Origin of the sequence: Clavibacter michiganensis (assembly GCF_016907085.1) — a bacterium.
Classification (GTDB): Bacteria; Actinomycetota; Actinomycetes; order Actinomycetales; family Microbacteriaceae; genus Clavibacter; species Clavibacter michiganensis_O.
Genome location: NZ_JAFBBJ010000001.1, coordinates 1,563,828 through 1,584,490, shown reverse-complemented (window position 1 = coordinate 1,584,490; position 20,663 = coordinate 1,563,828). Strand labels below are relative to the sequence as shown.

General features: G+C 73.5%; 22 protein-coding genes and 1 pseudogene. 9 read left to right on the top strand and 14 right to left on the bottom strand.

Annotated features, from left to right (window positions below; translation table 11 throughout):
- Positions 1-3: 3 nt before the first annotated feature.
- A complete protein-coding gene (gene treS / locus JOE38_RS07270) occupies positions 4-2,250 on the bottom strand; it encodes a maltose alpha-D-glucosyltransferase (RefSeq protein ID WP_204575536.1) in 2,247 nt (748 codons plus the stop codon).
- Between the two features lie 387 nt (positions 2,251-2,637).
- On the opposite strand from treS, the gene JOE38_RS07265 reads away from it, so the two are divergent.
- Entirely contained in the window at positions 2,638-3,375 is a 738-nt protein-coding gene (locus JOE38_RS07265) for a hypothetical protein (RefSeq protein ID WP_204575535.1), read from the top strand.
- Between the two features lie 183 nt (positions 3,376-3,558).
- On the opposite strand, the gene JOE38_RS07260 is transcribed toward JOE38_RS07265, so the two are convergent.
- A complete protein-coding gene (locus tag JOE38_RS07260) occupies positions 3,559-4,002 on the bottom strand; it encodes a DoxX family protein (RefSeq protein ID WP_204575534.1) in 444 nt (147 codons plus the stop codon).
- A gap of 586 nt (positions 4,003-4,588) precedes the next feature.
- On the opposite strand from JOE38_RS07260, the gene JOE38_RS07255 reads away from it, so the two are divergent.
- Positions 4,589-4,909: a hypothetical protein gene (locus tag JOE38_RS07255; RefSeq protein WP_204575533.1), complete on the top strand. Its 321-nt coding sequence runs from the start codon at positions 4,589-4,591 to the stop codon at positions 4,907-4,909.
- Positions 4,906-5,721: a 16S rRNA (cytidine(1402)-2'-O)-methyltransferase gene (gene rsmI, locus JOE38_RS07250; RefSeq protein WP_204575532.1), complete on the top strand. Its 816-nt coding sequence runs from the start codon at positions 4,906-4,908 to the stop codon at positions 5,719-5,721. The genes JOE38_RS07255 and rsmI overlap by 4 nt, the downstream gene beginning before the upstream one ends.
- Positions 5,722-5,734: 13 nt before the next feature.
- Here the strand turns inward: rsmI and JOE38_RS07245 are convergent, their stop codons facing one another.
- Complete coding sequence (locus JOE38_RS07245; RefSeq protein WP_204575531.1) at positions 5,735-6,295, bottom strand: CGNR zinc finger domain-containing protein; 561 nt, start codon at positions 6,293-6,295, stop codon at positions 5,735-5,737.
- A gap of 73 nt (positions 6,296-6,368) precedes the next feature.
- Between JOE38_RS07245 and JOE38_RS07240 the strand changes: the two genes are divergently transcribed.
- Positions 6,369-7,322, top strand: a complete 954-nt coding sequence (locus JOE38_RS07240) for an EamA family transporter (protein ID WP_204575530.1) — start codon at positions 6,369-6,371, stop codon at positions 7,320-7,322.
- 18 nt (positions 7,323-7,340) lie between these two features.
- On the opposite strand, the gene JOE38_RS07235 is transcribed toward JOE38_RS07240, so the two are convergent.
- The 6 genes from JOE38_RS07235 to JOE38_RS07210 form a co-directional block, all read right to left on the bottom strand.
- Positions 7,341-8,444, bottom strand: a complete 1,104-nt coding sequence (locus tag JOE38_RS07235) for an FUSC family protein (RefSeq protein WP_204575529.1) — start codon at positions 8,442-8,444, stop codon at positions 7,341-7,343.
- A 65-nt stretch (positions 8,445-8,509) separates the two neighbouring features.
- Positions 8,510-9,139 (bottom strand): class F sortase, encoded by a 630-nt coding sequence (locus tag JOE38_RS07230; protein WP_239544765.1) that lies wholly within the window; start codon positions 9,137-9,139, stop codon positions 8,510-8,512.
- Between the two features lie 14 nt (positions 9,140-9,153).
- On the bottom strand, positions 9,154-10,683 hold the full coding sequence (locus tag JOE38_RS07225) for a tyrosine-protein phosphatase (protein WP_204575527.1): 1,530 nt from the start codon (positions 10,681-10,683) through the stop codon (positions 9,154-9,156).
- Between the two features lie 364 nt (positions 10,684-11,047).
- Positions 11,048-11,512, bottom strand: coding sequence for an SRPBCC family protein (locus JOE38_RS07220; protein ID WP_204575526.1), 465 nt, complete (start codon positions 11,510-11,512; stop codon positions 11,048-11,050).
- A 60-nt stretch (positions 11,513-11,572) separates the two neighbouring features.
- Positions 11,573-12,148, bottom strand: coding sequence for a TetR/AcrR family transcriptional regulator (locus JOE38_RS07215; protein WP_204575525.1), 576 nt, complete (start codon positions 12,146-12,148; stop codon positions 11,573-11,575).
- Complete coding sequence (locus JOE38_RS07210; protein ID WP_204575524.1) at positions 12,145-12,738, bottom strand: sugar O-acetyltransferase; 594 nt, start codon at positions 12,736-12,738, stop codon at positions 12,145-12,147. The genes JOE38_RS07215 and JOE38_RS07210 overlap by 4 nt, the downstream gene beginning before the upstream one ends.
- 24 nt (positions 12,739-12,762) lie before the next feature.
- On the opposite strand from JOE38_RS07210, the gene JOE38_RS07205 reads away from it, so the two are divergent.
- Entirely contained in the window at positions 12,763-13,350 is a 588-nt protein-coding gene (locus tag JOE38_RS07205) for a DUF1349 domain-containing protein (RefSeq protein ID WP_204575523.1), read from the top strand.
- A 56-nt stretch (positions 13,351-13,406) separates the two neighbouring features.
- Here the strand turns inward: JOE38_RS07205 and JOE38_RS07200 are convergent, their stop codons facing one another.
- A complete protein-coding gene (locus JOE38_RS07200) occupies positions 13,407-14,228 on the bottom strand; it encodes an aldo/keto reductase (RefSeq protein ID WP_204575522.1) in 822 nt (273 codons plus the stop codon).
- 31 nt (positions 14,229-14,259) lie between these two features.
- The gene (locus JOE38_RS16000; protein WP_204575521.1) at positions 14,260-15,189 is read right to left on the bottom strand and encodes a GNAT family N-acetyltransferase; all 930 of its coding nucleotides are present in this window, start codon (positions 15,187-15,189) and stop codon (positions 14,260-14,262) included.
- Between the two features lie 101 nt (positions 15,190-15,290).
- Between JOE38_RS16000 and JOE38_RS07190 the strand changes: the two genes are divergently transcribed.
- Both JOE38_RS07190 and prpB read left to right on the top strand, forming a co-directional pair.
- Positions 15,291-16,841: an MmgE/PrpD family protein gene (locus JOE38_RS07190; RefSeq protein ID WP_204575520.1), complete on the top strand. Its 1,551-nt coding sequence runs from the start codon at positions 15,291-15,293 to the stop codon at positions 16,839-16,841.
- The gene (gene prpB / locus JOE38_RS07185) at positions 16,841-17,755 is read left to right on the top strand and encodes a methylisocitrate lyase (RefSeq protein ID WP_204575519.1); all 915 of its coding nucleotides are present in this window, start codon (positions 16,841-16,843) and stop codon (positions 17,753-17,755) included. Before JOE38_RS07190 ends, prpB begins: the two co-directional genes overlap by 1 nt.
- Positions 17,756-17,788: 33 nt before the next feature.
- On the opposite strand, the gene JOE38_RS07180 is transcribed toward prpB, so the two are convergent.
- Positions 17,789-18,307 (bottom strand): hypothetical protein, encoded by a 519-nt coding sequence (locus tag JOE38_RS07180; RefSeq protein WP_204575518.1) that lies wholly within the window; start codon positions 18,305-18,307, stop codon positions 17,789-17,791.
- Positions 18,308-18,326: 19 nt separating this feature from the next.
- Entirely contained in the window at positions 18,327-19,211 is an 885-nt protein-coding gene (locus tag JOE38_RS07175; protein ID WP_204575517.1) for a hypothetical protein, read from the bottom strand.
- 142 nt (positions 19,212-19,353) lie between these two features.
- On the opposite strand from JOE38_RS07175, the pseudogene JOE38_RS07170 reads away from it, so the two are divergent.
- Together JOE38_RS07170 and JOE38_RS07165 are read left to right on the top strand one after the other, a co-directional pair.
- A pseudogene (locus tag JOE38_RS07170) lies at positions 19,354-19,551 on the top strand (methylisocitrate lyase); the annotation flags it as partial.
- A gap of 87 nt (positions 19,552-19,638) precedes the next feature.
- Entirely contained in the window at positions 19,639-20,469 is an 831-nt protein-coding gene (locus JOE38_RS07165) for a hypothetical protein (RefSeq protein WP_204575516.1), read from the top strand.
- A gap of 34 nt (positions 20,470-20,503) precedes the next feature.
- Here the strand turns inward: JOE38_RS07165 and JOE38_RS07160 are convergent, their stop codons facing one another.
- A complete protein-coding gene (locus JOE38_RS07160) occupies positions 20,504-20,662 on the bottom strand; it encodes a hypothetical protein (protein ID WP_204575515.1) in 159 nt (52 codons plus the stop codon).
- Position 20,663 lies beyond the last annotated feature (1 nt).

The window sequence follows — 20,663 nt, the reverse complement described above, 5'->3', positions numbered from 1 at the left end:
GGCCTAGGCCTCCTCGGCCTCCGGCTCCTCGTCGAGCAGCAGGAAGAGGCCCGCGTAGGGCTCGAGCTGCACGGGGAAGCTGGACAGGTCGTCGACCGTGCCGACCTCCTCGCCCGTGGTGGCGTCGCGCACGGTGCGCCGGCTCGGCAGGTGCTCGGAGCGGACGGTCGCGAGGATCGGCTCGCCCGTGAAGTTGAGCACCGTGAGCTGCAGGCGCGCGTCGGCCTCGGGATCGCCGTTGTCGAGGCGGTGCACCATCACGAGCATCCCGGGGTGGCCGACGTCCGGGACGTCGAGCTGCGTGCCGAGCGCGACGTCGAAGCGCTCGCGCACCTCGAGCACGCTGCGGAGCCCGGAGACGAACGACGCCGGGTCGCCGACCTGCGCGGGCAGCGATCCGTACAGCGAGCGGCCGCGCGGCATGCCGGATCCGGATCCGGTGGCCTCGGGCGCCGCGTCGAGCAGGTCGTGCCCGCCGCGGTGCACCCAGCGGGTGTCGCCGCCCTCGATGAGGTCGGCCACCTGCGACGCCTGCAGCGGCAGCACGCCGAGCAGGTCCCAGGCGGAGAGCGCGAAGACGCCCGGCTGCCACGCGTTGAACTTGGCGAGCAGGAGGTGCGCGGCGCGGATCCCGGCGACGTCGCCATCCCCGATCGCGTCGAGCGTCGTGAAGCCCTGCGCGGCCGCGATGACGGACGCCGTGGTGCAGGCGATGCCGTTCGTGGTGAACACGTGGTTGTAGTCGGCGCTCTCGCCCGTGAGCTCCTCGAGGAGGTCGCCGCGGATCGTCTCCGCGAGATCCGCGCCGGTCATCTCGTCGCCGCGGAACGGGAACACGTCCGCGCAGTGCTCGGTCGCCCAGTGCACGAGCTCGTAGGTGAGCTCGTCGTGGTTCTGCAGCGCGTGCACGAGGGTGACGGGCTCGACGCCGATCTCGAGCGAGGTGCGGAGCGTGAGGCGCAGGAACTCGGTGTCGCCGGTCGCGAGCGCGTGCTGGTACGCGGGCCGGTTGATGAAGTCGTAGGAGAGGTCGGCGCCGACGCGGCCGGTGTCGCGGATGTCCTCCATCGTGAGGTTCAGCTCCTGGAAGGAGAACCCGCCGACCTTGCGCACCATGCTCGCGATGAGGTGGTTCGCGGCCTCCGAGAGCGGGTGGCCCTCGGACCACGCCGGGCCCTCGACGCTCTTCTCCACGCCGAGGAAGCCGTTGGCGTCGAGCCGCAGCGCGCTCGCGCCGAGGTCGCCGAGCGAGTGCAGCGCGTCGCCGATGACCATGCGCATGCCGGCGAACGTGGGGTCGAGCCAGTTGATGGAGGGCTGGCCCTGCTTGAAGTAGTGCAGGTACACCCAGCGGCGGGTGCGGCCGTCGACGCCGAGCACGGGCGCGGTGGCGCTCCAGTTGGTCTCCTTGACGCCGGGCGCGTAGAAGATCACGCGCTGCAGGCGGCCGATGATGTAGCCCTGGTCGGCGAGCGCCTGCTCGGCGGCGACGTCGAGGTTCACGGCGTCGCGGCCCGGCAGCACGTCGGGCAGCAGGCCCCAGTCCTCCTCGGGGATCTCGACCATGTGGTAGATCCCGGGGAAGTCCTTGTAGCCCATCTCGGCGAGGCGGAAGTCGGCGCCCTTGCCGGTGTGGCCGGGCACGATGTCGTCGATGACGCTGCCGCCGTGCTGGTCGGCGACCTCGGTGAGGCGGCGGAACTCGTCCTCCGTGCCGAACGCGGCGTCGATCTGGGTGCTGATGCGGTCGAAGTGGCCGTCGACGCTCGCGGTCTGCGACCACTCGGTGATGCCGCCGGCGAGCTTCACGGGCCCGGTGTGCACGGCCTCGATGCCGATGGACTGGAAGATCTCCCACAGCTGCGGGTCGCCGAGCGCGCCGAGGTACGACTCGCCCTCCTTCGTGATGAGCGAGATCGGGTACGCCGTGAACCAGACGGACGCGGTGTCGATGGCGCGGCGCGCGTCCGGCCGGGCGTACGGGTTCGACCACATGCTGGGCGACCCGGAGAGGCCGCGGCTCAGCACGTCGGCGTCGCCGAGCATCGACTGCCGGCGGAGCCACTCCACGTAGGAGGGGTTCGACGCGTCGGCGGCGCGCGGGTCGTTCGACGAGCGGCGGATCCCGCTGGCGCGCAGCTGCGGACGGGCGCGGAGGCGGGCGGGGCGTGCCGGGAAGCGCTCCTCGTCGTACGTGATCTCCGTGGGCTCCGGCTCGGGGATCGCGTTCGTCTCGATGGCGTCGTCCACTGGTGCTCCTCGGGGTGGGTGGTGGTGTGTCGTGCCCGATCCGGGCAGCGTCGGCCCGCGGGGCCGCTGTCACGAGCGTACGCAGGATGCGGGGGCGCCGTGCTGGGTCGCGGCGCGGTGCCGGTCGTGCCCCGGCCGCCGCCGCTCATGGGAGCCATCGCTCGCGCCGAGGACCCGGGAGCGGCGTGAGGGGATCCGGCGCCGCGAGATGCCGCGCCTCTCGGGGCGAGATACGCGCTCGGGCGTCAGGAAACCAACACGTCGGCGTCAGGAAATCCTTCCGGCGCCATGAGGGAAATCGCACTGTGCATTCGCCTGGTCGCGCGCCCCGGCTCGCCTACCTTTCGGTGGCGGCCTCATCGGCCGCTTCCATAGAGAGGAAACCTGATGTCCAGCATCCGCCGGACCCGCAATACCCGCACTCCCCGTTCCCTCGTCGCGTCCGTCGCCATCGGCGCCGTCGCGACGCTGGGGCTCGTGATCGCCGCCCCAGGCAGCGGAGCCTTCGCCACCGGGAACCCGAACTCCCCCGAGGCGCGCGTCGGCAACTCGATCGCGAGCGGTCACCTGATGGACGACATCGAGTCCGGGAGGATCACCGAGTCCGACGTCCTCCACGCAGCGAGCACCGGCGTAGACGTCCACGGGAAGCACATCGACAACTGGATGGACCTGTCGGCCGCACAGGCGGCCGAGTCCGATGCGCAGATCGCGAAGCTCAACGCGGCCGCGGCGGCCGACCCGAAGACCGAGGCGTCCCTGCGGAGCGCGAAGGCCGCGATCCATGCCGCCGAAGCCGAGTCGCTGCTGAGCACGACCAGCTCGGACACGTCGAGGCCGCCGGCGAAGGCCGGCGAGATATCCGAGTCCAAGCACTGGTGGAGCCACATCATCCACTGGTTCACCCTCTACATCAACAACGCGTGGCTCCGTGGGCTCGTCGCGGCCGGCTCCTCGGCTGCCGCTGTCGCCATCTGCGCCTTCTTCGACATCAGCCACATCACATGCGGATTCGTCGGCGCATTCATGGCTGGCGCGACAGAAGCCCTCGAGAGCTCCAACATGTGCAACGGCCAGGGCATCTACATCAAGATCCCCGACACCGTGAATTCTCACTGCGCGTAGAGCCGCGGTCCGACGCGCGGGCACGCGCGTCACGGGCGCCCACCGCCACGGTGGGCGCCCGACGCGCTGGCGGGCGTCGCGGGTCGACCATCCGGTGACCGCGCCGACCCGCACGGTCGGGGTCTCGATAGCGTCGGTCGTCGCCGACGGCGGACCTCGGCGGCCGGCGGCGCGCGCGTCCGCTCAGGCGGTCCGCCGGCGGCGGCTGAGCAGCCCGTCGACGCTGAAGCGGCCCGCTCCCAGCAGCCCGACGACGACCAGGCCGGCGATCAGGGCGAGCACGAGCTCGTAGCCCCCGCCGTCGACGAAGACGCCCTTGTCGGCGTGCACGATGACGAGGGCCCCGAGCAGGTTGAGGACGTTCAGCGCCGCGACCACGGGCGTGAGGAGGCCGAGGATCAGCGCGGCCCCGCCGGCGGTCTCGACCGTCGCGGCGAAGACCGCCGCTGCGGCAGGCACCGGGATGCCCATCTGCGTGAAGGAGGCGGCGGTGCCGTCGAGCGTGTAGTCGAGGAACTTCTGCAACCCGTGGGCCATGAGGATGAAGCCGATCGCCACGCGGGCGATGAGCAGGGCGGCGTCCTGGAGGACGGGCGACGTGCGGGCGGGGTGGAGCAGCGTGCGCATGCGGGGTTCTCCTCTGTTCGGTGGTGGTGGTGGTGATGGAAGTGCGGGGATCGCGTCGTGTGGTCCGAGGAGCCGGGGCGCGTGATCGGCGCGCGGATCCCGGCGGAGCGCGATCGGGCGTTCTCGGTGGGGAGCGTCGAGGGCTCGACGATGTCCAGGGCCCATGTCCACGGACGCCGTCAGCGAGCGCGGCGGCGACGCCTCCCGCTCATGCGCGATCGGACGCCGGACGAACGGCCGCGCTGCTGGAGACCGTGCCGGGATGCGGCTGATGAGCCGGCCGGACCGTCTGCGATCGGGTGTCCCGACATGCCCCCGGACACTCCACGCTATTTCGTTGAACGTTCAACGACCGTAGGACGCGGTGGGCGGGGGAGTCAAATCCCTGCGCGGTGGGGTGGGTGATCCCGCGGGGTCGTGCTGGCCTCGGCAGCGCGGGCCTCGCCGCCCACGGGCGCCGTGCCAGCATGGATCCGTGCCCCTCCTCGATCCCCGCCGCCTTCCCGAGCTCTCGCCCGCCGCCGCGGACCCCGGGGTGGCCGCTCACGTGAGCGCCGGCGCCGACGCGCCCGCGGTGCGCTGACCCGTGTTCCTGCGAAGCCGGTCGCGGGGCCGCGAGACCTGGGGCTACGTGATCCTCGGCGTCTTCCTCTGCCTGACGTCTGTGCTCGGACTCACCGGCGTCCTCGGCGAGTTCACCACCTCTCGCGGGTCCACTCTCGTGCTGTTCGGAGTGCCGCTCGGGCTCCTGTCGATCGGCGTCGGCGTGGCGAATGCGCTCCGCGGCTGGGGCGACCCGGGCGCCGAGGAGGTCGAGGACCCCGCGCACGTCGGCGACCGGGCCGGCCTCCCGCGCGAAGGTGAGGTCGAGGACGAGAGCCGGCCGGATGGGATGATCGACCGGTGATCATCCTCGGCGCGACCCCCATCGGCAACCTGGGCGACGCGTCGCGGCGGCTCGTGGAGGCGCTGTCCTCCGCCACGGTCGTGGCCGCCGAGGACACCCGCACGACCATCCGCCTGCTCACGGCGCTCGGCGTCGAGAACCGGCCGCGCCTCATCGCGCTGCACGACCACAACGAGCAGGAGCGGTCGGCCGACCTCGTCGAGCTGGCGCGCGAGACCGACGTGCTCGTCCTCTCCGACGCCGGCATGCCCGCGATCTCCGACCCCGGCTTCCACCTCGTGGAGGCGGCTGCCGCCGCGGGCGTGCGCGTCACGGTGATCCCCGGGCCGAGCGCCGTGCTCAGCGCGCTCGCCGTCTCCGGCCTCCCCACCGACCGCTTCACCTTCGAGGGCTTCCTCCCGAGGAAGGGCGGCGACCGGCGCCGCGTGCTCCGCGAGCTCGTGCGCGAGCGCCGCACCATGGTCTTCTTCGAGTCGCCGAACCGGCTGCAGGCGTCGCTCGAGGACGTCGTCGCCGAGTGGGGCCCGGATCGCCGGCTCGTCGTGTGCCGGGAGCTCACGAAGCTCTACGAGGAGGTGCGCCGCGGATCCGCCGCCGAGCTCGCCGCCTGGGCCGCCGAGGGCGTGCGGGGCGAGATCGTCGTGGTCGCGGAGGGCGCCGCGGCGCTCGAGGTCGACCTCGCGACGGGCGTCACGCAGGTGCTCGAGCTGGTCGCCGACGGCGCGCGCCTCAAGGACGCGGCGGGCACCATCGCCGAGGCGACCGGCCTCGGCAAGCGCGACCTGTACCAGGCGGCGCTGCAGGCGAAGTGAGGCGGCCGGCGGGCTAGCCGACCGGATCCTGCGCGCGGCGCTCGCGGAACGCGACCATGTTCATCCGGTTGCCGCAGCGCACGCTGCAGAACCGCTTCGACCCGTTGCGGGAGAGGTCGACGAGCACGCCGTCGCAGTCGTCGGCGGCGCACGCGCGCAGGCGGTCGGCGGCGTCGGAGCGCACGACGTCGACGAGGGCCATGGCGGCCTCCACGAGGATCCGGTCGGCGAGCGGCGCGTCTTCCGGGGTCGCGTGCAGGTGCCAGTCGAGGGCGTCGTGCCGCACGAGCCGGGGCGCCGCGTGGTGGCGCGCGAGCAGCTCGTTGACGGGATCCACCATGGCGTCGCGGTCGAGGCCCCAGATCTCCCGCAGGCGGGTGCGGGCGCGGTGCACCTCGCGGAGCTCGCGGTCGTCGCGGTCGAAGCGGCCGGAGAAGCCGCTGCGGGTCATCAGGTCGGCGAGCTGCTCGGGCGTCGCCAGCAGGTCGTCGCCCGAGCGGGTGGCGCGCGGGGCCGTGTTGAGGATCACGGCGTCGAACGTGAGGACGTCCTCCGTGTCAGGGGTGAAAAGCAAGTTGACTCCTTATCCACGTCGAGTCTAACGTCAGGACCGTAGGCCGCATGGCCCCTGACGAGACGAGCGCACCATGGAACGACGCCACCTGACCACCGGACTCGTCCTCGCCGTGGTGGCCGCCGCCTCCTTCGGGCTGTCGGGCGCCTTCGTGAAGCCGCTGCTCGAGGCCGGATGGAGCCCGGTCGCCGCCGTCGCGCTGCGGGCGCTCGTCGGCGGGCTGGTCCTCGCGCCCGTCGCGCTCGTGCAGCTCGGCGGCGACCTGCGCCCGGTGCTGCGGGCGTGGCGGCGGGTGCTCGGGATGGCGCTCGTGGGCGTCGCGGGCGCGCAGGTCATGTACTTCGCGGCCATCGAGCGGATCCCCGTCGGCACGGCGATCCTCATCGAGTTCATGGCGCCGCTGCTGCTCGTGGCGGTCGCGTGGGCGATGAGCCGGCGGCGGCCCGCGGTGCCGGTGCTCCTCGGATCCGTCGCGGCGGCGGGCGGGCTCGCGCTCGTGGTGTCGCCGTCGGGTGGCGGGGCGCTGGATCCCGTCGGCCTCCTCTTCGCGCTCGGCGCGATGGTCGGCTGCGCCGGCTACTTCGCGATCGCGGCCCGGGGCGCCGACGGGCTGCCGCCGGTGGCGCTCGCGGCCGCGGGGCTGCTCGTCGCGGCGGTGCTGCTGGCGCTCGTGGGCGTGACGGGGGTCCTGCCGTTCACCGGATCCGTCGCCGACGTCGTGATGCTGGGGAGCGTCGTCCCGTGGTGGGTGCCGATGCTCGTGGTCGGCGTGGTCGCGACGGCGCTCGCGTACGGGGCGGGGATCACGGCGGGCGCGATGCTCGGATCCCGCCTCGCGTCGTTCACGGGCCTGCTCGAGGTCGCGGCGGCCGGCGCGTGGGCGTGGCTGCTGCTCGGCGAGGAGCTGACGGCGCTGCAGCTCGTGGGCGGCGCGCTCATCGTCGCGGGCATCGTCGCGGTGCGGTTCGAAGCGCGTGCGGAGGCGCTGCCGGTGGGCGGCGAGGCGGCTGCGGGGGCGTCGGCCTAGTCCACGCGCGGATCCGCGCTACGGCGCCGGCGACTCCGCCGCGTCGACCGGCTCGAGGTGCCGCAGCACGCGCTTCAGGTGCATGGCCGTGAGCACGCCGGGGCCCATCGCCCGCCCGAGCTCCTGCGACTGGTGGTCCACGGCCTCCACGAGCAGCCGGACCTGCCGGGCCGCCTCGCCCATGGCGCGGTGCCGCTCGGGGGAGTCCGGGTCGTCGAGGTCGAGGACGCCCGCGACCGCGTGGCAGGCGTCGCGGATGGGAGCGGCGATGCCGTGGTCGAGGCCCATCGCGCCCCGCTCCTGCCAGATGGTGTCCGCGAGCGCCGCGGAGATGTCGCGGACGTGGAACACGATCTGGTCCATCGCCTCGAGCCGCGCGTGGTCGATGCGCACGTCGCGCTTGTTCACGAGCGCGCGCGGGTTGCCCTTGCGGCTCTCGTCGGCCTCGCGGAGGTCGGCCCGCACGGCGCGCGCGGTGCCCGCGAGGTCCTCGCTCGCGCGGATCCAGTCGGCGTGCGCGGGCGGGGCGTCGGCCTCGACCGCGTCGCCCACGTCCCGCAGCCGGTCGGCCACCTCGCGCTGGAACGCGCTGATGCGGGCGCCCGCGGCCCCGCTCGACAGCTGCGGCGCGACGAGCACGTTGATGAGGAGGCCCGTCACCACGCCGACGGCCATCTGCACGAGGTAGCCGAGCGAGTATGTGTCGGCGTCCTGCCCGCCGATGATGAGCACGAACAGGGCAGCCATCGGCACGTACTCGCGGCCCGCGCCGAACCAGCCCGAGCCGGAGAGGATCACGCCGATGCCGACGATCACGGGGATCGACCACCACGAGGGGCCGGTGGTGAGGATCACGGCGGTCGCGAGCACGATGCCCGCCGCGAGGCCGAGGAGCGTCTGGAGGCCGGTGCGCGCGGATCCCATGAGCGTCGGGTACATGCTCACGAGCGCCCCGAGCGGCGCGTAGTAGGGGTACTCGTTCGCGACGCCGGGCACGTACGGCGCGACGGCCCAGGCGATGCCGACCGCGAGCGCCGTCTTGGCCGCGAGCAGCAGCCGGTCGGGGGAGACGGCGGCGTGCCAGGCGCGCGTGACCTCGTGCCGTGCGCTGTCCATCCCCATGTCCCGAGGCTATCGACGCGGGAAGCGCCCGGCCGCATCGGGCATCGGGCGCTCCCCGCGCGGGATCAGGCGCGCGTCGCCTCGATCACCATGTCGTCGCGCGACGGGCTGCCGTCCGGGCGCTGCAGGCACGTGATCACGACGAGCCGGCCGGGGGTGTCCGCCCAGACCTCGGCGTCGTCGGGCAGCTGGCCCTTGGGCACCGCGCGGCTGGATCCGACGGCGTACTCGACGCCCGCCACCTCGATCACCGCGCCGGGGGCGACGCTCGCGCTGCCCGCCCGGTCGTCGATGAGCAGGTCGCCGGGGCCCGTGCCGCCGCCGCGCACCGAGTGCATCACGACGAAGACCGTGCCCGTCGCCGCGTCCTCGGGTGCGACGCCGAGGTCGCGCACGCGGTACGCGGAGGAGAAGCCCGGGGGATCCACGACGCCGCCGACCACGTCGACCGCGCCGAGCGGCACGTCGAGCCCGACCGAGGGCGCGCGGAACCGGCCGAGGCCGGAGTCGACGGACGTGGCCGCGTCGGCGCTCGCCGCGGGCGCCGGCACGTCGGCCTGCACCGGGGCGCCCGCGAGGTCGCGGGGGAGGCCGGCCGCGCCAGGCCACCCGCCCACCGCGAGCAGCCCGCCCGCGACGACCGCCGCCGACGCGGCGACGACCCCGGCGGCGGCGAGGAGCCGCCGCCGGGTCATCCGCGGAAGCGTCGTCACGGCCTGCGCAGCGCGGCGCGACGGCGCGCGACCGTGCGGGCCGCGATCGCGGCGAGGCCCGCGAGCCCGAGGGCGGCGAGCGCGAGGCCCGGCCGCGGGTCGGTCGCGACGGACGTGCCGCCCGTCGCGACCGCGGGGCCCGCGTGGCGCGCGCCGGTCGTGGTCGCCGTGACCGCGGAGACGGCCGCGGCGCTCACGGTGATGGCGGCGGGATCCGAGACCGCCCGGCCCTGCGCGTCCACGAGGGTCAGCGTGTGCGCGCCGGGGTCGGTGCCCGCGGGGATCGTGACGGTGCCCGATGCGGTGCCGTCGGACGCCGCGGTGACGGAGCCGACGTCGGTGGGCGTGGAGTGCAGGATCACCCGGTACGTGGCGCCCGGCGTGAGGCCGGCGGCGCGGAACGCGACGGTGCCGCCCGCGGTGGGGGTGGATCCGCCCGGCAGCGCGATTGCGGCGAGCCCGGCCGTGATCCGGTACGTGCGCGTGGTGCGCCCGTCCGCCGCGGTGACGGTGACGGTGACGGTGCGGCCGTCGACCGCGACGGACGAGGTGGCGGCGCCGTCCGCGGTGGTCACCCGGACGTCACCGGCCGTGAGGGCGGGGAGGCCGACGGGCACGACGGCTCCGGCGGATCCGGCCGCGTCGCCGAGCGGCACGGTGACGCCGCCCACCGTGATGGAGGCGGCGGCAGCGTCGTCCGAGACGAGGAACTGCGCGCGGAGGGCCTTGATCTCCTGGTCATCGACGCCGAGCGTGGTGCGGATGTAGGAGTCCATCCCCGCGTAGCGCGACGCGATGCCGGCCTCGAACGTGCCCTGGAGGAGCGCGGGCGTGGCCCACGTGACGCCGAGCTGCGTGTTGGAGAGCAGGTAGTCGTGGAGGATGTCGGAGCTGCCGACGCCGAGGATCCGGTCGAGCAGGTCGATGACGGTGCCCGTGCGGTCCATGCCGTGCGAGCAGTGGATGAGGATCGTGCCGTTCCCGGTGTGCGACGCGATGGCCTGCAGGATGCTGCGGTACGCGCTGATCATCACGCCCGGGTCCGCCGCGTCGACGTGCCCCTTGTCGATGAGGTCGCGGTACATGACCGTGTCGTCCGGGTAGTCGCCGTCGGCGCCGAACATCGAGATGGCGACGGTCTTCGCGCCGGGGATCGGGACGTCCGGCTTCTTCTGGATCTGGCCGGGCGTGCGCAGGTCGATCACGAGGTCGACGTGGTGCGCGGTGGCGAGCGTCGCGGCGCCGGCGGCGGTGATCTTGTCGAGCGACTCGGTGCGGATCAGGCGGCTCGCGGCGACCGTGCGCCCGTCGACGCCGGTGAACGCGCCGAGCTCGCGCCCGTTGACGAGGCCGGGCACGTCGGTGATGAGGTGGTCGCGCGAGGTGGGCGCGGGCTGGAGCGCGGGGTCGGCGGCGGCGTGCGCGGCGGGGGCGCCGATGCCGACGGAGAGCGCCACCGCGGCGGCCGCCACGGTGAGGGCGCCGATGCGCGCGGGGGCGGCACGGCGGGCAGGGGGGATCTTCACGTTCGTCCTTCTGTGGGGAGGGGCGCGCGGGCGCGCGCGGGGAGCGCCGTCCGGGCGCGCGGGGGATGCGCAGGGCTCGGCGACAGGAGCATGGCGCACGGCGCGCGGCCGTGCATGAACGGGATGTTCTGCTTCCGTGAACTACTGAGGTGGCGGGCACCCGGTCGTCCGCGCCATCGGTCTCGCAGCGGACGCGACCGTGATCGATCGGCACCGCACCGCCCTCGCGAGCCGGCTGCGCCGGCAGGTCCTCGCCGCCACCCGCATCGGCGATCGACGGGAGGGCCTCGTCGAGCGTCTCCCGGGCGACGCCCTCGGCGACGAGCCGCTTCGAGAGGTCCGATCCGGCGCTGGGACGTGGTCGTCAGCGTGCGCGGGCGCCCGGGGCCGCCGCGGCCTCCGCGAGCCGCTTCAGCACGAGCACCGCCTCGCTCCACATGTCGCGCATGCTGGGCGCCCACTCGTCGGGGACCTCGAGCTCGACGTCGAGCGTGGTGACCCCGTCCGTCTCCCGGAACGCGTACGACTCGCGCATGCCGGCGATCGGGCTGTCGCGCGACACGACGCCGCGGTCGATCTCCCCGTCGTAGCGGATCGTCACGAGCTCGGCGGGCCTGCTCTCGACGATGGTGCCGGCGAGGCCGCTCGACCCGCCGTCCTCGCCCATGCCGACGAAGCGGATCTCCCGGCCCAGCTCCCACCCGCCCTCGTAGGTCGAGCCCTCGTGGAAGGCACCCGTCCACCGCTCGTAGCTGTCCCGGGCGAGCATGGTGTCCCACACGACGCGGGCGGGAGCGTGGACGGCGACGTGGGCTCGGACGATCTCCATGCGCGATCGTATGCCTGCGCGCCCCGGGAGGCGCAAGGGTGCGCGGAGGATCGGCGAGGTCTACGGCGCGGGGCGCAGGATGCGCTGCACGGCCTCGTGGACGAAGGCCTCGCCGGGTGGCTCGGGATCGAGCGCCCGGTGGATGGTGAGGCCCTCGACGAGCGCGTCGAGCATGCGCGCGGTCGTTGGGTCGACGTGCTCCTCGAACGTCGCGCGGCTCCGGGCCATCCAGGACTGCGTGATGGTCCGGTACTCGGGCCGGCGGGCGGCGAGCGTGTAGAGCTCGTGGGTGAGGACGAGGTCGCGCTGCGTGCCCAGGAGGTCGCGCACGATGACGTCGACCACGGCGGCCTCCATCTCCGTCTCCGCGGTCCTGCGGGCTGCGCCCATGCGGCGTCGCATCTGCTCCGCGACGCGGTCGGCGAAGCGGGTGAACGCCTCGTGGAGCAGGTCGTCCATTCCCTCGAAGTGGTAGGTCATCGAGCCGAGCGGGACGTCAGCCGCGGCGGCGACCCGGCGGTGGGTGGTCCCGTCGACCCCGACGTCGGCGATGACGTCGAGGCATGCGTCGATGATCCGGTCGCGGCGGTGGGGATCCGATCGCCGTGGTGCCCGTGTCGGCGTCGGAGCCGTCATGGTCGGGGTGCGATCTCGCGGATCACCCGGGCGGGGTTCCCTACGGCGACCACGCCCGCGGGGATGTCGCGGGTCACGACCGAGCCGGCGCCGATGACGCTGTCGTCGCCGATGCTCACGCCGGGACAGACGATCACGCCGCCGCCGAGCCAGACGTTGTCGCCGATGGTGATCGGGCGGGCTGCCTCGAGCCTGTCGCGGCGGGGCTGCGGGTCGATGGGGTGGGTGGGCGTGAGGAGCTGGACGTTCGGCCCGATCTGGCAGTCCTCGCCGATGGTGATCGCGGCGACGTCAAGGGCCGTGAGGTTGCAGTTGATGAAGGTGCGGGCGCCGATGCGGATGTTCTCGCCGTAGTCGACGAAGAGCGGCGGCTTCACGAACGCGTCCTCGCCGAGAGATCCGAGCAGCTCCGCGAGCAGGGGACGCGCTGTCGTCTCGTCCTCGACGGCGGCGCGGTGGTACGCGTCGGCCAACCGGACGGCGCGCTGCGCGATGCGGGCGCTCTCGGGGTCGTCGGCGATGTAGAGGTCGCCGGCGAGCATCCGCTCCCGGTTGGTTCGATCGTCTCCCGCGAAGTGGTCGGCAGTCATGTGTACAAGCGTACACTCGGCCTCATGGACGACATCGACTGGACCAGCGGCTCCTGGACGAACGCGCCCGCCCACGTGGCGGTCGCCGACGACGGGATGCGCGTCACCGCCGTCGAAGGGAGCGACGCCTGGCGCATCACCTCCTACGGCTTCGTGCACGACACCGAGCACGCCCTCCTCGTGCCGTTCGACCAGGGCGCGGCGATGGAGGTGTCGTTCCGGCTCGACCTCTCCGCCCAGTTCGACCAGGCAGGAATCTTCGTCCGCGTCGACGAGAGCACGTGGATCAAGGCCGGCGTCGAGCGCAGCGACGGCGAGGACGGTCTCGGCGCGGTGGTCACCCGCGGGATGTCCGACTGGTCGCTGGCACCCGTCCCCGCCTGGCACGGCCGCCTCGTCACGATCCGCGCCAGCCGCTCCGGCGACGCGCTGACGATCCGCGCCCGGGTGGACGACGAGCCGTGGCGACTCGTGCGGGTGGCGCCCCTGGATCCCGCCGCCGCCGTCACCGCTGGCCCGATGTGCTGCGCCCCGACGCGCGAGGGCCTCACCGTGCACTTCACCGCGTGGCGGACCGGGGCGGCGGACGCGGGCCTGCACCCGGAGGGCTAGGCGGTCAGGCGGGGATCACCTGCGGGGCCCGGGCGCTGCCGCCGGTGGGCGTGCGGTCACCACCAGCACGGCGGCTGCGTCACGTACGGGCTCTCGAGCCGGGCGACCTCGTCGTCGGTCAGCTCCAGCTCGAGCGCGGCGACGGCGTCGGTGTCGAACGCCTCCGCGACCTCGTCCGTCACCGAGCGCGCGGTGATCGCGCCGCGCGGCCGGGTGAGCCGGCCCTTGCCGTGGGGAGGGTACGGCGTGAGGCCGACGCCGGTGTCGGCGCAGAGCGGGATCATCTCGCGCTCCTCCTCGCGCTTCAGGAGGTCGTACTGGTCCTGCATCGCGGCGAAGCCCGTCCACCCGTTCACCGCCGCGGCGCGCTGCAGCTTCGCGAACTGCCACGCGTGCATGGACGAGGCGCCGAGGTAGCGGACCTCGCCCGCGCGGACGACGTCGTCGAGGGCCTGCATCGTCTCCTCGACCGGCGTCTCCGGATCGAAGCGGTGCAGGTGGTGGACGTCGATGTGGTCGGTCCCGAGGCGACGGAGCGAGGCGTCGACCTGCTCGAGGATCGCGGCCCGCGACAGGCCCGATCCGCCGGCCCCTTCGTGCATCCTCCCGGAGACCTTGGTCGCCAGCACGATGTCCTCGCGCCGGGAGGAGCGGCGGATGGCCCGGCCCACGTGCTCCTCGCTCGTGCCCTGCTGGTACACGTCGGCGGTGTCCCAGAACGTGATGCCGAGCTCGACCGCCTGGTGGGAGAAGGGCGCCGACGCCTCCTCGTCCATGGTCCAGGAGCGCATGCCCCGGGTGGGATCGCCGTGTGTCATGCAGCCGAGGGCGAGGCGGCTGACCCGGAGGCCGGTGGTGCCGAGTCGGGTGTGCTCCATGTTCCTGCTCCTTCGCGGTGTCGATCCCCCGTCACGGCGCGGCCGATCCCGCCCGTCGCGTGGGAAGCGCCACCAGCCACACGTCCACCGCGTCCTCCCGCTCGACCCGGAACCCCGCCCGCTCGTACAGCCGCCGCGCCGCGCTGCCCTGGAACACGTCGAGGCGGAACGGGCGGCCGTCGTCGTGCCGGGACATGAGATCGCCGAGCACCTCGCCGCCGATCCCCGAGCCCTGCACCGCGGGATCCAGGTAGAAGTGCTCGATCCAGTGCGCGTCGGGCTCGTCGCGGCGGGCGATGAGGCCGACGTCGCGACCGCCGACGCGGATCACCGAGGTGCGCGCGGGCGCCCAGCCGTCGAGGAAGCGGCGGCGGACCCGCACCGGGTCCCACCGGCCGAGCCGCTCGAGGTCGGGCCGGAGGACGACGGCACGGAGCTCCGCCATCCAGGTCGCGTCGTCCGGGAGCGCCGGGCGGAGGATCCAGCGGGGGAGCGGCCCGGGCGCCTCCCGCAGGTCGCGCTCCATGCAGACGCTGGTCGGATCCTCGGCGTACGGCCCGAAGCGCGGAACGTGCCGGTAGCCGCCGCGCTCGTACATCGCGATCGCCGCGATCTGCGGCAGGCCGGTCTCGAGCCGCATGAGCGTGACGCCGAGCGCGCGGGCCCGCTCCTCCGCGGCGACCAGCAGCGCGCGCCCGACGCCGAGGCCGCGCGCCGCGTCCGTGACGAACACGCGCTTCAGCTCCGCGGATCCGTCGCCGCCGTCGACGACCGCCGCGGTGCCGAGCGCGCGGCCGTCGACGCGGGCGACGAGGAACGTGACACCGGGCCGCTCGAGGTCGGCGATGTCGAGCGCGTGGTAGTTCTCGGCCGGGTAGAGGGCGAGCGCGAACTCGTCGGCCTGCCGCAGCAGCGGCAGCACGTCGTCCTGGCGGGGGGACTCCTGGGCGACGGTGAGCACGCTCCAGCGTAGGACGGGCCCGCCGGTGGATACGCTGGACCGGTGCCGCGCGGACGGGGCCACGAGCCCTCCGCGTCAGGCGCCCGACCGTGAGGAAGAGCATGCAGATCCACCGCGTCCGCGTCCACCGCAGCGACGAGGCCCTGCCTCCCGGGGAGCAGCTGGCGGGGCGCATCGCCGCCGTCGCCGCGGATCCGGTCGAGGTCGACGCCGAGGTCACCGAGATGATCGTCAACCGCATCATCGACAACGCGGCCGTCGCGACCGCCTCGCTCACCCGCGCGCCCGTCGTCGCGGCGCGCGCGCAGGCCCTCGCGCACGGGCCGTCCACGGGCGGCGCGGGCGCGACCGTCGTGGGCGCGGATCCCGCCACCCGCGTCAGCGCCGAGTGGGCGGCCTGGGCGAACGGCGTGGCCGTGCGCGAGCTCGACTACCACGACACGTTCCTCGCCGCCGAGTACTCGCACCCGGGCGACAACATCCCGCCGATCCTCGCCGCCGCGCAGCACGCCGCAGCTGGAGGCCGCCCCGACGGCCGCGCGCTCACGGGCGCCGACGTGATCCGCGGCATCGCCACCGGCTACGAGATCCAGGTCGACCTCGTGAAGGCCATCAGCCTGCACGCGCACAAGATCGACCACGTCGCGCACCTCGGCCCGTCGGCCGCCGCCGGCATCGGCACGCTCCTCGGGCTGGATCAGGAGACCGTCTTCCAGGCGATCGGCCAGGCCCTGCACACCACCACCGCCACGCGCCAGTCGCGCAAGGGCGCGATCAGCACGTGGAAGGCGCACGCGCCCGCGTTCGCCGGGAAGATGGCCGTCGAGGCGATCGACCGGGCGATGCGCGGCCAGACCAGCCCCACGCCCATCTACGAGGGCGAGGACGGCGTGATCGCCTGGCTGCTCGACGGCCCCGACGCCTCGTACGACGTGCCGCTGCCCGCGCCGGGCGAGGCCAAGCGGGCGATCCTCGACACGTACACGAAGGAGCACTCGGCCGAGTACCAGGCCCAGGCGTGGATCGACCTCGCGCGCCGCCTGCACCACACGCACCCCGTGCTCGCCGACGCGGACGCCATCGACCGCGTCATCATCCACTCGTCGCACCACACGCACGTCGTCATCGGATCCGGCGCGAACGACCCGCAGAAGTACGACCCGCGCGCCAGCCGCGAGACGCTCGACCACTCGATCCCGTACATCTTCACGGTCGCGCTGCAGGACGGCGCCTGGCACCACGTCGACTCCTACGCTCCCGAGCGCGCCGGCCGCCCCGACACGGTGGACCTCTGGCGCCGCGTCACCACGACCGAGGACCCGGAGTGGACCCGCCGGTACCACTCCATGGACCCGGCCGAGAAGGCGTTCGGCGGCCGCGTGGAGATCCGCCTGACCGACGGCTCGACCATCGTCGACGAGATCGCCGTCGCCGACGCGCACCCGCTCGGCGCCCGCCCGTTCGCGCGCGCCGACTACGTCGCCAAGCTCCGCACGCTCGCCGACGGCGTGCTCGAGGAGGCCGAGGTCGACCGCTTCCTCCAGCTCGTCGAGCGCCTGCCCGAGCTCACCGCCGACGAGCTCGCCGGCCTCACCGTGACCGCCCGGCCTGGCCTCCTCGACGGCGCCGGCTCCCCGAAGGGACTCCTCTAGTGCTGCACTCCACCCTCACCTCCGCCGCCAAGCGCCGCGCGTTCCGCGAGCGGCTCGCGTCGGGCGAGCTGCTCCGGATGCCCGGCGCGTTCAATCCGCTCTCGGCCCGCCTCATCCAGGACAAGGGCATGGACGGCGTCTACATCTCCGGCGCCGTGCTCTCGGCGGATCTGGGCCTGCCCGACATCGGCCTCACCACGCTCACCGAGGTGGCCGGGCGCTCGCAGCAGATCGCGCGCGTCACCGACCTGCCGTGCCTCGTGGACGCCGACACGGGCTTCGGCGAGCCGATGAACGTCGCCCGCACCGTGCAGATGCTCGAGGACGCCGGCGTCGCGGGCCTCCACATCGAGGACCAGGTGAACCCGAAGCGCTGCGGCCACCTCGACGGCAAGCAGGTGGTGGACGAGTCGACGGCGCTGAAGCGGATCCGCGCGGCCGTCGACGCCCGCCGCGACCCCGACCTGCTCGTCATGGCCCGCACCGACGTGCGCGGCGTCGACGGCATGGCCGCGGCCGTCGACCGGGCGCGCGCGCTCGTCGACGCCGGTGCCGATGCGATCTTCCCCGAGGCGATGGCCGACCTCGCCGAGTTCGAGGCGATGCGCGCCGCGGTCGACGTGCCGATCCTCGCCAACATGACCGAGTTCGGGAAGAGCGAGCTGTTCACCACGCAGCAGCTCGCGGACGTGGGCGTGAACATCGTCATCTACCCGGTCTCGCTCCTGCGCCTCGCGATGGGCGCCGCCGAGCGCGGCCTGGACGCGATCCTCGAGGAGGGCACTCTCGCGGCGAAGGTGCCCGAGATGCAGACACGCGCGCGCCTCTACGAGCTGCTCGACTACGCGGGCTACAGCGCGTTCGACGAGGACGTCTTCACCTTCACGCTGGAGGGGAACCGCGGCGGGGCGTGATGCCCGCCGCGGTCCCGTCGTCGAGCAGCGGCGTCACTCGATCCGGATCGCGTGCGCAGCGATCTCGTCCGCCCACCCCCGCGCATCCACGACGGCCGAGCCGGCGAGCCCGATCGAGGGATGGGAGAACGCCAGCGTGAGCGACGCCCGGGGGACCTCGGGGAGCCACCACTCGGCGGTCGCGATCCCCGGAAGGCCGGCGCTTCCCATGGCGTGAAGGGCGTGGCCGCCCTGGGCGCCTGCGGTGCGCGGATCGTCGTGCCCGTCGACATTCGCGGTCACTGAGACAGGATCAGCGACAGGGAACTGGGCGGCGAGCTCGGGCCAGTCATCGGGATCGGCCGCGGGTGGATCGCCGACGATCCACCGATAGTGGGCGGTGAATGCGATTCCGTCGGGGTACCCCCTGAACGCGTCCACCCAGAAGGCGCGTCCGCCGCTGAGGGCGAGCACGACTCGGACGGCGAGCGGCGCGGGCACCCATTCCAGCTGTGACCGCTCATGGCGTTCACCCTCGGCCTCATACCGCCTCAAGAGATCTTCGTCGGACATCGTCAGGCCTTCCCGTCTTCTAGTAGACGCATGCGTAGGTCGAACCCGTTCCGCACTGAGCCGTACCAGTGCGCACTGAGTCGAAGTAGTCGGAGCGATTGCGGGAGAAGAACGCATGCATCTGAATGCGATCGACTTGGGCGCCTCCAGCGTTGCTCCTGTGCACCACCACCGGCGAACCCGAGCCGTTGCCGTTCCGTGGCCCGGCCTTCCCCGCTGTCCCGGAGCCGCACTCACGGCCGTTGCAGTCGACCGCGAGATTCGCGTATATGTCACTGAGATTGCCGCTGCCCACTCTCGTGGAAGTGAAGTTGAACCTGTCTCCCCCTCGGCCCGGGGTCACCTTCCATGTCTGGCGCGTCACATCGGTCGTTTCGCAACCCTCCGGATCGCAGAAGCCCCCATCGATCTCGGTATGGACCTGCCAAGTGTGGTTCGAGTTCACGGCCACCCCTCGCAGCTCGAATTCGGTGCCGCCCAGCGCGTCCGGGCGGACCTCATCCGACTCCGGGGACGAAGCGGAGCGAGTGGCGAGACCGGTTGCGTCCGCCAGCTGCACCTTCTCGTCGTCGAGGTTCGCGGCGTCACCCGGCAGATGGACGTCGGCACCTCCTTGTACCCGCGATGTGACGCCCGAGAGCACGTCCTTCCATTCGCGGGCGGATGCCGGGTCGGCAGCGATCGCGCGCGCGACCACGTCGGAAAAGGATTCTGTCGGAGAGCCCACGAACCAGACTCGGTCGGCGGTCGCGCCGGTGGAGATCGGGTGAGCGCCAGACGCCATGCTCAGAGGATGCGAGGAGGGGGGCTCAGCGGCCGTAGCGGCCATCGCCGGGATGTTGAAGAGTGTCGCCAGGCAGATGCCGGCGACGATTCGAGAGGCGACGGTGCCTCGTGTGGTCATGATCAGAGATCCCTTCAATCGGATACCGGGATCACCCCGGCCGGTGGTCCGCCGAAGGTAGCTCCGCTAGGAGCAGCATCGCGCCCGTCGTCCACCGATGGTGTCTGCGAGCGGTGGCGGTCGGCAGTCCGTGAGGCTGATCGTGTCGCTGCTGCGCCTCGCGATGGGCGCCGCCGAGCGCGGCCTCGACGCGATCCTGGAGGAGGGGACGCTCGCGTCGAAGGTGCCCGAGATGCAGACCCGCGCCCGCCTCTACGAGCTGCTCGACTACGCGGGCTACAGCGCGTTCGACGAGGACGTCTTCACCTTCACGCTGGAGGGGAACCGCGGCGGGGCGTGATCCGCGCCGGGCCCGGCGCCCCACCCGATCGGGAGGGTGGTCCGCACGGCAGGCGTGTGGTCGACTCGGGCAGCGGAGGGAGCGCGCATGCGGCGACGCGAGGACGGCCACGGGAGCGATCCCGTCTTCACGCGGACGATGACGCGCATCGGCGTGGCCACCGCGGCGATCGGAGCCGCCGCGCTGGCCGCGGTCGTCCTCGTGGCGACCCACCCGCCCCAGCCGATCGTCGTCGGGCAGCGCTTCGACGCCGCCGGGGCGGGGCTGGTCACGTTCGAGGGCCCGGCGCACACGGATCCGGACGTGCGCTGGCTCGAGGTCGGCCAGCGCTTCCTCGTCACCACCTACGGCTCGTCGAGCTGTCCGGAGGCCCCGACGTCGGTGCGCATCGACGGAGGCGGGCTGCGCGTCGGCATGGAGGTCATGGGCGGCCCCGCGTGCACCGACGACCTGGGCCCCACCACGTACGCGGTCGCCGTGCCCGAGGGGCGGACGGCCGTCGAGCGGCTCGACGTGGTCCTCGACCGCGAGGACGAGCCGTCCCTCGACCTCGTGCTCGAGCCCCACGACGACGACGTCGCTCCCGCCCGGATCGCCACCTACGTGTCCGACGGCTTCGCGAACGCGGCCCTGGTGGCCGGGGTGCTCGTCGTGCGCGACGGGTGCGTCTACCTCGAGAGGGGGACGCCGGGCGACGAGGGCACCGACCTCGTCCTGCCGCTCTTCCCGGAGCAGACCACCTCCTGGGACGGCGCGACGCTCACCACCGGCGACGAGGTGCACGCGCTCGGTGAACAGGTCTCGTTCGGCGGCGGGACGGTCTCGGAGCCCACGTCGCCGCGCGACCTGCGCGACCGTCCGGGGATCCCGGATGCGTGCGACGCCACGACCGCGTGGGCCGTCGCGCCTCCTGCCTGATGCCGCGTCGCCGCGGCGGGCGTCGGCGCGGCCGTCAGGCGTCCCGGTCGTCGAGGCCCCGAAGGGATCCGTCGAGCGCGAGGCCCAGCGTCAGCACGGCCAGCAGGATCCCCATCACGACCGACGCGAGGACGTGCCCCGCACGGGTGACCGCGCGCACCCCGCCGGATCGGGCGGCGGGGGCGGCGGGCATC

What these genes read in the sequence shown, in the direction of transcription:
- JOE38_RS07160 (WP_204575515.1), bottom strand. Translation starts at nt 20,662, where the DNA reads ATGCCCGCCGCCCCCGCCGCCCGATCCGGCGGGGTGCGCGCGGTCACC.
- JOE38_RS07165 (WP_204575516.1), top strand. Translation starts at nt 19,639, where the DNA reads ATGCGGCGACGCGAGGACGGCCACGGGAGCGATCCCGTCTTCACGCGG.
- JOE38_RS07220 (WP_204575526.1), bottom strand. Translation starts at nt 11,512, where the DNA reads ATGGAGATCGTCCGAGCCCACGTCGCCGTCCACGCTCCCGCCCGCGTC.
- JOE38_RS07260 (WP_204575534.1), bottom strand. Translation starts at nt 4,002, where the DNA reads ATGCGCACGCTGCTCCACCCCGCCCGCACGTCGCCCGTCCTCCAGGAC.
- JOE38_RS07200 (WP_204575522.1), bottom strand. Translation starts at nt 14,228, where the DNA reads ATGGAGCACACCCGACTCGGCACCACCGGCCTCCGGGTCAGCCGCCTC.
- JOE38_RS07230 (WP_239544765.1), bottom strand. Translation starts at nt 9,139, where the DNA reads ATGACCCGGCGGCGGCTCCTCGCCGCCGCCGGGGTCGTCGCCGCGTCG.
- JOE38_RS07265 (WP_204575535.1), top strand. Translation starts at nt 2,638, where the DNA reads ATGTCCAGCATCCGCCGGACCCGCAATACCCGCACTCCCCGTTCCCTC.
- JOE38_RS07210 (WP_204575524.1), bottom strand. Translation starts at nt 12,738, where the DNA reads ATGACTGCCGACCACTTCGCGGGAGACGATCGAACCAACCGGGAGCGG.
- JOE38_RS07215 (WP_204575525.1), bottom strand. Translation starts at nt 12,148, where the DNA reads ATGACGGCTCCGACGCCGACACGGGCACCACGGCGATCGGATCCCCAC.
- JOE38_RS07235 (WP_204575529.1), bottom strand. Translation starts at nt 8,444, where the DNA reads ATGGGGATGGACAGCGCACGGCACGAGGTCACGCGCGCCTGGCACGCC.
- JOE38_RS07180 (WP_204575518.1), bottom strand. Translation starts at nt 18,307, where the DNA reads ATGTCCGACGAAGATCTCTTGAGGCGGTATGAGGCCGAGGGTGAACGC.
- JOE38_RS07175 (WP_204575517.1), bottom strand. Translation starts at nt 19,211, where the DNA reads ATGACCACACGAGGCACCGTCGCCTCTCGAATCGTCGCCGGCATCTGC.
- JOE38_RS07240 (WP_204575530.1), top strand. Translation starts at nt 6,369, where the DNA reads ATGGAACGACGCCACCTGACCACCGGACTCGTCCTCGCCGTGGTGGCC.
- JOE38_RS07190 (WP_204575520.1), top strand. Translation starts at nt 15,291, where the DNA reads ATGCAGATCCACCGCGTCCGCGTCCACCGCAGCGACGAGGCCCTGCCT.
- JOE38_RS07205 (WP_204575523.1), top strand. Translation starts at nt 12,763, where the DNA reads ATGGACGACATCGACTGGACCAGCGGCTCCTGGACGAACGCGCCCGCC.